15 protein-coding genes and 4 tRNA genes are annotated in these 12,596 nt (G+C 39.6%); 6 read left to right on the forward strand and 13 right to left on the reverse strand.

The features are described 5' to 3' along the window. Positions 1-145: 145 nt before the first annotated feature. The 6 genes from nusA (at position 146) to HYT61_00240 (ending at position 5,897) form a co-directional block, all read left to right on the forward strand. Complete coding sequence (gene nusA / locus HYT61_00215; protein ID MBI2062664.1) at positions 146-1,513, forward strand: transcription termination/antitermination protein NusA; 1,368 nt, start codon at positions 146-148, stop codon at positions 1,511-1,513. Between the two features lie 4 nt (positions 1,514-1,517). Continuing rightward, positions 1,518-2,825, forward strand: coding sequence for a trigger factor (tig, locus tag HYT61_00220; protein MBI2062665.1), 1,308 nt, complete (start codon positions 1,518-1,520; stop codon positions 2,823-2,825). 264 nt (positions 2,826-3,089) lie between these two features. Continuing rightward, entirely contained in the window at positions 3,090-3,467 is a 378-nt protein-coding gene (locus tag HYT61_00225) for a DoxX family membrane protein (GenBank protein ID MBI2062666.1), read from the forward strand. Between the two features lie 88 nt (positions 3,468-3,555). After that, positions 3,556-4,326: a DsbA family protein gene (locus tag HYT61_00230; GenBank protein ID MBI2062667.1), complete on the forward strand. Its 771-nt coding sequence runs from the start codon at positions 3,556-3,558 to the stop codon at positions 4,324-4,326. A 5-nt stretch (positions 4,327-4,331) separates the two neighbouring features. Beyond that, on the forward strand, positions 4,332-4,634 hold the full coding sequence (locus HYT61_00235) for a hypothetical protein (protein ID MBI2062668.1): 303 nt from the start codon (positions 4,332-4,334) through the stop codon (positions 4,632-4,634). A gap of 72 nt (positions 4,635-4,706) precedes the next feature. Further along, positions 4,707-5,897: a cysteine desulfurase gene (locus HYT61_00240; protein MBI2062669.1), complete on the forward strand. Its 1,191-nt coding sequence runs from the start codon at positions 4,707-4,709 to the stop codon at positions 5,895-5,897. Positions 5,898-5,902: 5 nt separating this feature from the next. Here the strand turns inward: HYT61_00240 and HYT61_00245 are convergent. From HYT61_00245 to HYT61_00305, 13 genes are all read right to left on the reverse strand, one after another. Continuing rightward, positions 5,903-5,975, reverse strand: a tRNA-Lys gene (locus HYT61_00245). A 132-nt stretch (positions 5,976-6,107) separates the two neighbouring features. Next, positions 6,108-6,716, reverse strand: coding sequence for a sortase (locus tag HYT61_00250; protein MBI2062670.1), 609 nt, complete (start codon positions 6,714-6,716; stop codon positions 6,108-6,110). 16 nt (positions 6,717-6,732) lie between these two features. Then, entirely contained in the window at positions 6,733-7,602 is an 870-nt protein-coding gene (locus HYT61_00255) for a hypothetical protein (protein MBI2062671.1), read from the reverse strand. Beyond that, positions 7,599-8,462: a hypothetical protein gene (locus tag HYT61_00260; GenBank protein ID MBI2062672.1), complete on the reverse strand. Its 864-nt coding sequence runs from the start codon at positions 8,460-8,462 to the stop codon at positions 7,599-7,601. The genes HYT61_00255 and HYT61_00260 overlap by 4 nt, the downstream gene beginning before the upstream one ends. Before the next feature lie 110 nt (positions 8,463-8,572). Then, positions 8,573-8,645 (reverse strand) — tRNA-Arg (locus HYT61_00265). 53 nt (positions 8,646-8,698) lie between these two features. Beyond that, the gene (locus HYT61_00270) at positions 8,699-9,301 is read right to left on the reverse strand and encodes a 3D domain-containing protein (protein ID MBI2062673.1); all 603 of its coding nucleotides are present in this window, start codon (positions 9,299-9,301) and stop codon (positions 8,699-8,701) included. A 111-nt stretch (positions 9,302-9,412) separates the two neighbouring features. Next, positions 9,413-9,895 (reverse strand): hypothetical protein, encoded by a 483-nt coding sequence (locus tag HYT61_00275; protein ID MBI2062674.1) that lies wholly within the window; start codon positions 9,893-9,895, stop codon positions 9,413-9,415. Between the two features lie 140 nt (positions 9,896-10,035). Further along, positions 10,036-10,386 carry a hypothetical protein gene (locus HYT61_00280; protein ID MBI2062675.1) on the reverse strand — a complete coding sequence of 117 codons (351 nt, stop codon included), beginning with the start codon at positions 10,384-10,386 and terminating at the stop codon, positions 10,036-10,038. Between the two features lie 128 nt (positions 10,387-10,514). Then, positions 10,515-10,775 carry a GIY-YIG nuclease family protein gene (locus HYT61_00285; GenBank protein MBI2062676.1) on the reverse strand — a complete coding sequence of 87 codons (261 nt, stop codon included), beginning with the start codon at positions 10,773-10,775 and terminating at the stop codon, positions 10,515-10,517. Positions 10,776-10,963: 188 nt separating this feature from the next. Next, a complete protein-coding gene (locus HYT61_00290) occupies positions 10,964-11,386 on the reverse strand; it encodes a CMP deaminase (protein ID MBI2062677.1) in 423 nt (140 codons plus the stop codon). Between the two features lie 135 nt (positions 11,387-11,521). Then, a tRNA-Gly gene (locus HYT61_00295) sits at positions 11,522-11,592 on the reverse strand. Between the two features lie 11 nt (positions 11,593-11,603). Then, positions 11,604-11,674: transfer RNA gene (locus HYT61_00300), tRNA-Phe, on the reverse strand. Further along, the gene (locus tag HYT61_00305) at positions 11,665-12,348 is read right to left on the reverse strand and encodes a hypothetical protein (protein MBI2062678.1); all 684 of its coding nucleotides are present in this window, start codon (positions 12,346-12,348) and stop codon (positions 11,665-11,667) included. Before HYT61_00305 ends, HYT61_00300 begins: the two co-directional genes overlap by 10 nt. Positions 12,349-12,596: the final 248 nt, after the last annotated feature.

Below are 12,596 nucleotides of genomic sequence, written 5' to 3' on the forward strand. Positions count from 1 at the left end.
AGCGGGGGATTAAAAATTAACCGTCAAAATCTATAAGCTGTTGACTTGTGACCGATGCCTTGCTATAATGAAATTTAAGGTTGATATTGACTGATGTTGTCCGCAAGAAAGGCGGGCATTTTCATTAGCCATTACCATTTTTAAAATGCTAGATACAAAACAATTTATATCAGCGATTAAACAAATTGCTGAGGAAAAAGGTATACCAGAAGATAAGGTCGTAGAAACCATTGAGGCCGCAATTGCCGCAGCCTATAAAAGAGACTATGGCGAGAAAGGTCAGATTATCAGGGCAAAATTAAACCAGGAAACTGGCGATGTTAAGATTACCCAGATTAAATATGTGGTTGAAGGGGCGGATGAGGAGGGTAATGTAATAGGTGAAGTTCCAGACCGACCCGAAGCAGTGGAGCTTCAAAGGATACAAAAAGATGCTGAGTTTTCTCAAAGAAGAACCGATGTCAAAAAGGGTGAGCCTGTTGAGGGTGGCGAAGCTGAAGAAGACGGTAAAATAAAATTTAATCCCGAAAAATATCTTACCCTTGAAGAAGCTAAGAAGATAAACAAGAAGCTGAAGGTGGGTGATGAGGTGGTAATCGAACGTGAATCCAAAACTGATTTTGGAAGGATTGCGGCCCAAACTGCTAAGCAAGTTATAATCCAGAGGCTACGAGAGGTAGAAAGGGAAGCAATTTTTGCAGAATTTAAGAAAAAAGAAAACGAAGTTGTTTCCGGCGTCGTTCAGAGGGTGGAAGGTAGTATGGTTTACATTGATTTGGGCAGGACTAACGGTTTGCTTATTCCGGCTGAGCAACTCTATCAGGAAAATTATCGGATAGGGCAGCGTTTAAGGTTTTTAATACTAAGAGTAGAGGAAACCAACCGTGGACCGGTTGTGCTATTATCTCGCTCTCATCCAACATTGGTATTAAAGTTATTTGAGTTCGAAGTTCCCGAAATTGATGCTGGAAGCGTGGAAATCAAAGCTATCGCCAGAGAAGCAGGCTCAAGATCAAAAATTGCAGTTATATCAAACGAGGAAGGTGTCGATCCTATTGGTTCCCTGGTTGGTCAAAAGGGAGTGCGTGTTCAGACAGTAATCAACGAATTGGGCGGTGAGAAAGTTGATATTATTGAATGGAACGATGATTCAGCAAAATTTATTTCGAATGCTTTGTCACCAGCTAAAATTATTGACGTAAAAATATTGGACGAACAAAAACGTCATGCTTTGGTAGAGGTAGCTGATGACCAATTTTCTTTGGCAATTGGTAAAAAGGGTCAGAATGTCCGTTTGGCAGCCAAGCTTACAGGCTGGAAAATTGACGTCCGTGCGCCACAGGCCAAGATGACTCTTGAAGTTGCTGAAGCTGAAAAAGAGGGAGAGGTGCAGAAAACCGAAGTTCTAAGTGCCGAACCCGTAGAAGTTAAGGACGAACAAGAAAAAAGTGAAGAACCTAAAAAAGAGTCAGAAAAACCCAAAAAAGCCAAGAAAAAGAAAAAAGAGGAATAATTAAATGACTTTTGCCGCTAATAAATTAAAAGATTCGCAAGTCCAATTAATCGTAAATCTTAATAAGGAAGACTTGCTTTTGTATGCGTTAGAAGCAGAAAAAGGGCTAGCCAAAGAAGTAAAAGTTGAAGGGTTTCGGCTGGGTAAGGCGTCAAAGGAAGCAATACGAAAAAAAGTAGGCGAACAAACAATTCGCGAAGAGGCGCTCAACCTGGCCATCCAGTCCACTATGGCTAAAATATTATCCGAAGAGAAATTTGACGTGATGGAACAGTCAGATTTTATGATAAAAGAAAATTCAGCCGATAAATTGATATATCAGATTAGATTGACAGTTTTCCCTGAGGTCAAATTGGGGGATTACAAAGGTTTGACAGTAAAAAGAAACTTAATTTCGGTGAATGAAGTCGAAGTTAAAAAGATATTGCAAGAAATTGTCAGCTCCCGGGCTATATTAAAAGAGGTAAAAAAGCCGGCCAAGACGGGCGATCGCGTGGAGGTGGATTTTTTAGTTAAAGATGCCGGCGCATTAATAGATGGCGGCAAAAGTGAAAATCATCCTTTAGTAATTGGCGAGGATAAGTTTATTCCTGGTTTTGAAGCCCAAATTATCGGGTTAAAAACCGGTGAAAAAAAGAGTTTTTCACTCAAAATTCCGGATGATTTTTATCAGAAATCAATTGCCGGAAAGAATTTAGATTTTGAGATAGTGCTTAAGCGTGTAGAGGAGAGAACCGTGCCGAAGCTGGATGATTCTTTTGCCAGGAGCCTAGGGCAGTTTCAAATGCTTGCAGAACTTGAGGCTAGCATAAAACAAGGACTGACCCTGGAAAAAGAAGCGAAAGAAAAAGACCGGATGAGGTTGACCATTTTGAACGAAATAGCCGATAAAACAAAAGTTGACGTTCCGTCGATGCTGGTTGAAAAACACCTGGATTCCATGGTACAGGGGCTAGACAACGAATTGCATGAAAAAGGCATGGAACTCGGGTTGTATTTAGCGCACATCAAAAAGACCCAGGAAGATCTTCGCCGTGATTGGCGCAACAAGGCGGAGGAGCAGGTAAAAATAAGTTTGATAGTTAGGGCAGTTGGCAAAGAGGAACGTTTTGAGGTTAGCGAAAGCGAAATTAACAGAGAGCTGGAACTTGTGCTCCAGCAATATATGGCAAGAGGGGGCGCCGACGGTGGACCAGGCGGGCAGGAAATTTTACAAAATATTGATCCGGAGCAGATGAAAAGCAAAATTCATAATGCGTTACTCAATGAAAAAGTGTTTGAGTTTTTGGAAAAACACACAAAATTTATTTAAACTAAAATCCCGCATAAATGCGGGATTTTAGTTTACTAAAACTTCGTGGGAACCAAGATGGCGATTTTCTATCGGGTTTACCAACAGTTTTCCCTTGCAGTAGAGATAAGGCCGTTTTATTATATAATAGGTCTTATAAGGGTCCCGCTAGGCGGGACCTGAAGTTACTGCAAAGCCACGCTATCCCAGTAGCCACTATCTGTATTATACACTTATAATTTATTAATGTCAATAGTAAGAAGTTAAAGATTGATTTAGGCCGCTATGTTTACCTCTTCTCGTTATTCATATCTAGCTTTGAGACTTGGCTTAGCTGTGGTTTTTTTGTGGTTCGGTATAGACAAGATGTTTCGTCCAGCCTATTGGCTTAATGCTTGGGTGCCGCAGAATATTCAGACACTTATAGCGCAGTTTAGCGTTACCGGTTTGCAATTTATTTATCTTAATGGTATTTTTGAAATTCTTGTTGGATTGAGTTTGATTACCGGAGTGTTTGCCAAATTTTTTTCAGTCTTGGCTATCCTGTTTTTGTTAAGCGTTTTAATTTTTGTTGGAATAAGCGAGGTGACTGTCCGCGATTTCGCAATGATAGGAGGATTTATAGCAATCGTGTTTTGGCCAAATGGAAATAGAAGATTTTAACTTTTGGATATCGAATGTCCAAAGGACATTCGATATCGGTAATTAAGATTTGACCCCCGTTACAGTTTATTGTTAGCATTAACTCATCATGGATTCAGAAACAAAGCCGGAAATTACAGAGGACTCTCGCGAGGCGGTTGCCGAGATTACAGCCGCAGATGCGCTAAAGCCAAACGAAACCAAACTGAACTATACCCAGTTTATTTTGCCCGGAGCGATTTTGCTTGCTGCTTTAATTATTTCAGGAACATTATTTTATACTCGTGGCGGCATGGGTACGGCACAAATTGGAGACTCTGGCACAAAAACAGAAAGGGTGGATGTTAAAATTGGATCCGGCGATCACGTATTGGGGAATAAGGATGCAAAAGTTACCATCGTGGAATTCAGCGATTTTCAGTGTCCGTTTTGCAGGTCGTTTTGGAGTGGTACCTTGCCCCAGATTAAAAGGGATTACGTTGATACCGGCAAGGCCAAGTTCGTTTATAAGCATTATCCATTGGATTTTCATTCCGGAGCGCGTCCGGCGGCGGAAGCGTCCGAATGTGCCAACGACCAAGGCAAGTTTTGGGAATTTCATGATAAGGTTTTTGAAGAGCAAGCGAAGCTTGGGCAAGGAACAATACAATTCGGCAAACCCGAAATTGTTAAATGGGCGGGGGTGATTGAGCTCAATATGTCCCAGTTCAACGAATGTTTTAATTCCGGCAAATATGCCCAGCATGTAAGTGATGATATGGCCCAGGGAAGCAAGGCTGGCGTGGGGGGTACACCGACCACCTTCATTAACGGCCAAAAAATCGTTGGCGCCCAGCCGTTTGCTAATTTTCAGGCAGTCATCGAGGGGTTATTAAAATAAAAATTATGGAAAATATTGAGAGAGATAAAAAAACACATGCCAAATTGGAGGAAAAATCTGACTCTGACAAATACAGAGAGGGTCTTGAAACATACAAAAAAGTGTTATTAGCTTACAGGGATTGGTTGCAAGAACAAGAAGACAAAGGGAATACGGATACACCTGAAATGGCTCGGGAAAGTTTGCGTAGGCATTTTTTTATTAATGGAATGGTGGTCGCCCTTGGTCTTACCGAACAAGAGGAAATTGCTATCATGAAAGAGATTGGGTTCACCGGTAGTATCGTTAAAAAGCATTCTGAAAATTAAATTATGAATATAGGATTAGCTTTTTAGTTTTTTATTTGTATAATAAGGGGTCAGCAAAAGCTGGCTTTTATTATGGCTAAAAGAAAAACAATCTATTTAGATTATGCTGGGACGACACCGATAGATCCGCGGGTGGAACGGGTGGTTTTGAAGCATTTGCGGGAGAGCTGGGGTAACGCTTCGTCGGTACATGAGATTGGACGACAGGCGAGAGAGGTTATTGAAGATTCACGCAAAGCAACGGCAAGGGTGCTTGGAGTAAAATCAGAAGAAATAATTTTTACCGGTTCAGGCACGGAGTCGGCGAATTTAGCGATATTCGGAGTAGCGAGGGCTTATAAAAAATACGGCAAGCATATTATAACTTCCAAAATCGAACATCCTGCCGTATTGCGTGCCTGTGAATATTTGGATAAGAACGAAGGGTTTAAGGTAACTTATCTAGATGTAGACAAAAACGGATTAATTGACCCAGAAGTTTTACGCAGTGCATTGCGATCAGATACAATACTAGTTTCGATTATGTATGCCAATAATGAAATCGGCACAATACAACCCATTACGGAGATTTCCAAAATTATTAGAAATTTTCGCCAAAACCTAAAACCTATAACCTATAACCTAAAACCTTTTTTCCATACCGATGCCTGCCAAGCGGCCGGAGCGTTAAACTTGAATGTTAACCAGCTTGGAATTGATCTATTAACCCTAAACGGATCTAAAATATATGGTCCCAAGGGAACTGGTTGTCTTTTTATCAGACGGGGTACCGAACTTGTGCCGCAGATAGTTGGTGGCTCTCAAGAAAGGGGACTTCGTGCCGGCACTGAAAACCCGGCGTTAATTGCGGGTTTTGCCAAAGCGTTGGAGTTGGCTGACAAAAGCAAGGTTGGGGAGAGAAAGCGGTTGGTTAAACTTCGCGATTATATGATACGCCAAGTCTTAAAAACAATTCCCGATAGCCGTCTCAATGGCGACCCAATCAAACGTTTGCCTAATAATATAAATATTTCATTTAAAAACGTAGACGGCGAGATGCTCATGCTCGCGCTTGATCAAAAAGGCATCCAGGTCTCAACAGGATCTGCTTGCACTTCAACTTCAACAGAGCCGTCACACGTGCTTAAAGCGCTAGATTTATCTAACGAGCTTGCGAAGGGAAATATCCGCATTACTCTTGGCCGGCAAACAACAAAAAAGGACATTGATAGTGTCCTGAAAATACTCGCGTCGCTTATCCAAAAAACTTTGTCAAAACATTAACATTGTCCGCCCTGTAGGATTCGAACCTACGACCTTCTCCTTAAGAGGGAGCAGCTCTACCAACTGAGCTAAGGGCGGCTAAATTAATTTGTAAACAAATTAATCGCCCGATCAATTTGCGAAGCAAAATGGTTTGGGTTATTTGTTGAGGATAACAAAAAAATATATTTTTTTCAATATAAAACTCCGCCAGTTGGCGGAGTTTTATATCTATTTAACTAGTTCTGCCTGTACCGCAATGCGCTTATAGTTAGTGCCTATCGGCCAGCAGCTGATAAGAACCAAAGACGAACCGGGATATTTTTCTATTTGTTTTAGTTGCAAGTCGTCAGAAAAAGGGGAGAAGATGAGCGATTGTTTAACGTTAAAATTGAACGTCCGGCCATCGCTATATTTAACTGAAAATTTATCTCCCGGTTCCAATTTGCCCAAAAGTGCAAACACAGAACCATACTTACCTCTATACCACGGATAAGCGGAACTATGGCCCAATATCACTGAAACACCATCAAGACCGGGTTTTGGGGTATTCGAGTAATGGACTACGCCGTTTTCCAGATTTTTTAATATTTTATCGTTGTCACTGGCGACATTAAAAACTATTGGTGCAGTAATGCCTATTTTACCAACAGTTAATGTTGTCATATTTGGCAGTGGTACGGGGGATTTATCTTTAGCTGGTGGTAATTGGACTAAGTCTGGTAATTCGGTATTTATTTTTAGCCAGTAATTTACGTTAGCAGATAAAAATCTGCCGTTTAATATGGTAAAAGTTAGCACGAATAAAATTACAAAAACTTTTAGAAAGCGTAATTTCATAGTTTAAAATAATGAATTATATTATTAGAGCAGTATGTGTCGTTTGTAACACGGGGATAGCCACGGCCAAAATTAATATCGCGAAACTTGTCGCAGTTCTTATGGCAGATGCCCTTTTTAAGCCGTAAAGCGATAACAATACAATTGAGAATAAGAAAGCAGCCAGAGCGTAAAGTATGAAAGTAGCATTGAAAATTTGAGTTATTTTATTAAATCGTGAACTGATATTGTCGATCTTGGAAATAACAGGTTCTTTTGGTGATAATGAAATAGCTATTGGAGTAGCATCCGGGGTTTTAATAGGAGGTCTTGTTTGAGCGATAGTTTTTGAGGGTACTGTTGGTTTTGGTGTTCCAAAAAGCTGTACCACCAGAAAACCTTGGCTATTTGCAATTTTTGCAGGAGCTATAGCTATGCCTATTTCTTTATAATTTGAGTTGAGCAGATTTTCCCTGTGTGATGGCGAGTTAGCCCACGCATCTACAGTATCTTTGGCTGTCAGGAATCCTATGGCTAGATTTTCTCCCGCGTAGTTATATTTGTATTGATTAGTATCCATCCAGTACCAGGGTGAAACACCAGCCGGGCTGGAATGGGCGAAGTATTGGTTCTGTATCATGTCCTGCAATTTTTGCAGTGCAGCAACATCGAGGACGGGGTTTTCTTTTAGTATGCCCAATCCTAAATTCTGGCGTAGCGTATTTGTTTGGCTGATTACCTCTTCTTTGGAGAATGTTGCTAGACTATCAACCAAACTCGCGAATTGTAGACCCGAGTAAGAAAAAAATACCTTAATGAAAATTAGGGCCGCCAAATTCCAAACTAAGAATTTGTTTTTCCAAAGTATCCTCATGGCTTTGGATTTGAGCCGCCCGGTTCTTATCATAAGAAATTAAACCGGTTTTTGTCAGAGCGATGTTTTTTGACCACTGCCAATGCTTCACGGTTTTTGAATAAGTCGGTTTGGGTGTAGGTCATATATATAATTGTAGCAAAAGTACTAATCAATAGCGACAATACCAAACTGGAAGTAGTTCCAGTGGCAACCCCAGAAACTTTATTTATAGAAGCACCGGCTACCTGGGTGTTATTGTTGGCATTGCTTGTATTATTTTGGACTACTGTAGTATTTAGGATTGAATTTGTTGCTAAAAAACCGCTGCGTGTAAAAACTTGTCTGCCAAGGACGCTATTTAGTTCGTTATCTGGAACTACATTTTGCTTGAAAGCAAAATTTCCAAAGTCTGTTGTAGCCGAGGTACCATAGTAATAACTTGAAACCACAGACCCGGATTCACGCACGGTAAGTTTAATTGAATGTATTTCTGGGCTAGCTGAATTGATGTTTGCGCGTCCTATTGTCGCCATCCAGCGTGCGCTGTTACCTAGACTAGAAAAATTTACAAAAACATTTTTAGTAGTTTCAGTCCAAGTGTTGCCGTTATTGTTGCTGATAAAATATACGATTCTTCCACCAGCGGGGGAATAATCAGAAACCTCCAGTCGGGCGGAGCCAATATTGTAGTAGGTATTTATTAACGGTACCGAAACTATATTTGTAGAAATAACATTGTCGGGAGCACTTATCATGCCATTAGCAAATTTGTAATTGCTACGGCTGGTATCTATATTGTAATTTTCTGAAAAATTATCTGAAAAAGAAAACTCAGCAGCGTTAGCTAGGGGAACATAAACGCCGAGCAATATGGAGATAATTAATAGGAAAGTAAAAGTTATTTTTTTCATATAAATAATAAGTAAATAGTAATAAATTAGTAGATAGTAGTTAAATATAAATAGGGTTTGGAACCCTATTTATATAATAATAGCATGTTTTATTTATGAAGTCAAGCATGTGCGCCTGCCAGGGCTCGAACCCGGAACCTACTCCTTCGAAGGGAGCCGCTCTTCCAATTGAGCTACAGGCGCCTGCCTTTATTAAAACAAAAATCTTACCTTTCGGCAAGATTTTGTTTCATAGATTAGGATTCCAGAACGTGAATTTTTACTTGCTTCAACCCGAAGTCCAAGGCGCTTGTGCGATCTGGAAACCAAATATCTATTCTGTACCAATATCTGCGATTCATTCTGTCTTCAACTGTGAAAATTTTATCGCCGTAAATATCCGGAATTTTTATTTTTGTGCCAAATGGTAAAAAGTTGGCAGCAATAATACCGTCACGAACCGTAGTGTTCCAAGCCGTTATAAATGGTGTGTCATCTGTTTGGTCAGGGGTTGAAGAGTAAGCCGTTGCATGAACTACCATTTCTCTTATCAGTTGGTTAGTGTTTTTTGTCTGAACTGATTTTATCACTTTTTGTATTACTGGAGAGCCAATAGAAACCAGAGAGTTGTTTTGAACCAGCGGCAAATTTTCCGGTTCTTTCTGGCTGTTGGGTAACTCGCTATTAACGTTTAAGTAAGAGGTCACAAAATTGAATATCTGAATTGTTGAATCTTTTGAGTCTTCAGAAGTCCAGTTAAAAAGGGCCGCATTGGCCACAGGGAAACCAACCGAAAACACTAAAGTTAAAAGCGTCACTAATACCATCGTTTGTTTAATTTTTGTTATATTTTTGTTCATTTTTGTAATAAAAAACAGCCTTTTTGGCTATTTTTCAACTAAAAAACCCGCCATAGCGGATTTATTACTTCATTTTGTAAGTATAGCAAATTACCTACCCCAAAGTCAAGTCTAGTCCAAGGAGGTTGATTTTCTAAAAGGCCACATCGGCCAAAGTTTTTTTAGCATTAAAAGGCCAGGTTTTACTGTTAGAATGAATAAAAACAAACCAATTATGATATTGAAACCATCATAACTCCAGCGTGAAATGTCGTCATCCCTCAATTTGAGCCACATGCCGAATTCGTCCATGGCTAAACCAAGTCCAAAACCATGCAGGAGAGCAACATAAAATTTTCCTCTAGCCGAATGCCTAGTTATTAAAGCGAGGTACCCGGCCAAAAAAAGAATAAAAACGCCGTAAGTATAGTGGTGGACTTGAAGGCCCGGCTCAAGTTCTAAATAGAGATGGGGGATTACATTGTAAGTTATGAGATAACCAATTATGCGAGAACCAATAAAAGTAAGAATAAAAGCGACCAATATGGGAAATAGCAAAGCAACGTAAAGACCCGGTTCGTCGGTTTCGACTTTTCTGCGGATACCATCTCTCATTTTTTGAAAAATTGAGAAAAGCATATTTTTGGAGCGGGATAGTGAATGATGTTAGAACCTATTTCCAGTCATCAACTGACTTATTTTATATACCTAGTTTATCAGCAGAAGCGGTTAAAATCAATTAAACTTGTTAAAACTTATTCTACGTAATATCCTGTGCCCTTTTCCCACTTTATCTTGCCACGTAATGTCATAATAAGTACAAACACTATGGGAAAAAGCATTAACGGAAACAAAAAATATGGAACCCAGTCAAATCCGTTACCAGTTAGCTTCGACAGTTCTGGCCAAATCCAGAAAAATGTAAATGAAGTTCCTGTCAGCAATCCAGAAATTAACCACATAATTAGAAAACCTTTCAAGTCAGATTTATGTTCGGGCCTGCTTAAATAGTCCCAGTTATGGGCAATTCCTAAAGTTGGAATGCAAATAAAAAAGATTCCGCCAATGAAACCAATGGCTGTAAGAAAGTTTGCCAAAATTGTCATATTTTTCTCCTTTTTCAATGTACGCAAGCATATACTATCAAACGATTTGAATATGTCAAGGCCTGCCCAAAAAAGCGCGGGTTCTAACCATCTTTATGAGTAACAAAAATAACCCAGCATTTAGTGGATTATTTCAGAAGGGTTCTTTTCAAGGCTTGTTTGAGCTGATTCCTTCCAAAACCACTTTTTAGAAATACTTCTCTGGCTTTAGCATCTTGTTCGTTGATAAAGTACTCGTAATGAATAAGTTTTAATGGCCTACGATCTCTTGTTGATTTAACTTCACCGCGAGCGTGTTGCTGTAATCTGTTTTTAAGATTTGTAGTAAAACCAGCATAGAGTTTATTGTCTTTCAAGGATAGCAGGGTGTAAACGTAAAATCGTTCCATAATTAAACACTGCGAAGTCTGACTTCGTAGCCAAAATCATATATAACTTATATAGAGAAGACGATGGCCAAGTCAAACTTGGTTCTCGTCATCCTCGGGCGCAACCGAGTATGACTCGGAGCGGGATAGTGAATGATGTTAGAACCTATTTCCAGTCATCAACTGACTTATTTTATATACCTAGTTTATCAGCAGAAGCGGTTAAAATCAATTAAATTGAACAGCGTTTGAGCCAATTTGAAATCTTCTATCCAGCGCGAGTTATCTGAAACTGGAGCAACAACTTCAGCAATTCCAGCTTGTATTACCATTGCGGTGCAAGGAGCACAAGACATAAACGGCCACGTATATAATCGGTACCCAACTACTGGCTCTCGTGCGAATAGCAGCGCATTCCGCTCGCAATGTACTATAATTTTGTATTTAATTTCTCGATTTTCCAGCCGTTCTGGTAAATCATTTACACCACGCGGGAAACCATTATACCCAATAGACACGACTCTATTGTTGGGATCAACAATAACTGCTCCAGTTTTTGTTGACGGATCTTTACTCCATTGAGCAATATGTTCAGCAAGAGCTAAAAAACGTCTGTCCCATTTTTCGGACACGACAACCTCCTTAATTAAAGAACGTATATGACAAGAGTAGTTTTTTTAGCAAACAGTGTCAAATTAACAAATAGGTTCTAACCCGCTATTACCTGTATAAAAAATAGATAAGTAAAAATTAGGTTTTCCGTCTTGAGCGGGTAAGGGGAATTGAACCCCTCTCTCGTCCTTGGCAAGGACGCGTAATGCCGATATACCATACCCGCGATTTCTTTAGTGCCGGAGGGCAGAATCGAACTGCCTTCAGACGCTCTTCAGGCGCCTGCTTTACCATTAAGCTACTCCGGCCTTCTTGGTTTTTGTAGATAGGGAAGTCCTAGATATTTATCCTGTTCAATCGCGTCTTTTATTTTACGATACTTTCTATTAAGACGCAAACGATGAGAGGGATAATACATTGTAGAAAAAAGTTTCTTAGTGTCTCCCTTTACATATTCTAAATTCCATACCCCAGAGCCTTTATGTAGATAACCCATAACGCTATAATATTGCGTTAATTTATTTTTAAGCCAAGTCAGGAAATCTAAACTTGCCGAAGCTATGGATAATTTAAAAGAGAAACTACTAGGCCACCTTTTGTCCCTAAAAGTATAAAAAGTGCCATCTCCATCAAAGAGACCTCTCAAAAAATCAGGAAAATAAAGTCGGGGTACTTTAACACGTTTTATAGTTTTAGATTTAGCCGGAGTTAGGTCAATATCATTTAAGAATCTGTAGATATATATGTCACCAAAAGTAATACAATAGTATCTTTTTTCCGTTTCACCACCTCTGGCATATTTACCGATTTTGTTACTTAGATGTAGGGATTTTTTAAATGTTTCAATGAGTTGTAAATCTTTAGAAGAGAACCATATATGCCTTCTGTCTTTATTCAAACACCCATCGGCCGTAATAAGCCCGATCGCATATGCTAAATCATTACACCACATAGTGCTAACTTTTCTTTGAACTCGACCCATAAAAATATTATATCAAAAATTTTAAATAACTGCCACCGAGCTAAAAAATAAATCCAGATCGTTTAAGTTGTGATATAGTCCAAATTGCTTCGGAAGAGGCAGGCGTTGTCAGTTCGATTCTGACCCGCGGCACAGGCCATATTAATTAAAAAACCCACCGTGGGTTTTTTAATTAATAAACCTCTGCGAGGTTGAATCGAACAAGTCGAGCCAAGCTCGACAAGTTCTACTGAATTTTTTAACGACTT

It is taken from the genome of Candidatus Yanofskybacteria bacterium (assembly GCA_016181175.1).
Classification (GTDB): domain Bacteria; phylum Patescibacteriota; class Minisyncoccia; order 2-02-FULL-40-12; family IGHO2-01-FULL-4-A; genus 2-01-FULL-44-17.

What these genes read in the sequence shown, in the direction of transcription:
- nusA (MBI2062664.1), top strand. Translation starts at nt 146, where the DNA reads ATGCTAGATACAAAACAATTTATATCAGCGATTAAACAAATTGCTGAG.
- tig (MBI2062665.1), top strand. Translation starts at nt 1,518, where the DNA reads ATGACTTTTGCCGCTAATAAATTAAAAGATTCGCAAGTCCAATTAATC.
- HYT61_00225 (MBI2062666.1), top strand. Translation starts at nt 3,090, where the DNA reads ATGTTTACCTCTTCTCGTTATTCATATCTAGCTTTGAGACTTGGCTTA.
- HYT61_00230 (MBI2062667.1), top strand. Translation starts at nt 3,556, where the DNA reads ATGGATTCAGAAACAAAGCCGGAAATTACAGAGGACTCTCGCGAGGCG.
- HYT61_00235 (MBI2062668.1), top strand. Translation starts at nt 4,332, where the DNA reads ATGGAAAATATTGAGAGAGATAAAAAAACACATGCCAAATTGGAGGAA.
- HYT61_00240 (MBI2062669.1), top strand. Translation starts at nt 4,707, where the DNA reads ATGGCTAAAAGAAAAACAATCTATTTAGATTATGCTGGGACGACACCG.
- HYT61_00250 (MBI2062670.1), bottom strand. Translation starts at nt 6,716, where the DNA reads ATGAAATTACGCTTTCTAAAAGTTTTTGTAATTTTATTCGTGCTAACT.
- HYT61_00255 (MBI2062671.1), bottom strand. Translation starts at nt 7,602, where the DNA reads ATGATAAGAACCGGGCGGCTCAAATCCAAAGCCATGAGGATACTTTGG.
- HYT61_00260 (MBI2062672.1), bottom strand. Translation starts at nt 8,462, where the DNA reads ATGAAAAAAATAACTTTTACTTTCCTATTAATTATCTCCATATTGCTC.
- HYT61_00270 (MBI2062673.1), bottom strand. Translation starts at nt 9,301, where the DNA reads ATGAACAAAAATATAACAAAAATTAAACAAACGATGGTATTAGTGACG.
- HYT61_00275 (MBI2062674.1), bottom strand. Translation starts at nt 9,895, where the DNA reads ATGAGAGATGGTATCCGCAGAAAAGTCGAAACCGACGAACCGGGTCTT.
- HYT61_00280 (MBI2062675.1), bottom strand. Translation starts at nt 10,386, where the DNA reads ATGACAATTTTGGCAAACTTTCTTACAGCCATTGGTTTCATTGGCGGA.
- HYT61_00285 (MBI2062676.1), bottom strand. Translation starts at nt 10,775, where the DNA reads ATGGAACGATTTTACGTTTACACCCTGCTATCCTTGAAAGACAATAAA.
- HYT61_00305 (MBI2062678.1), bottom strand. Translation starts at nt 12,348, where the DNA reads ATGGGTCGAGTTCAAAGAAAAGTTAGCACTATGTGGTGTAATGATTTA.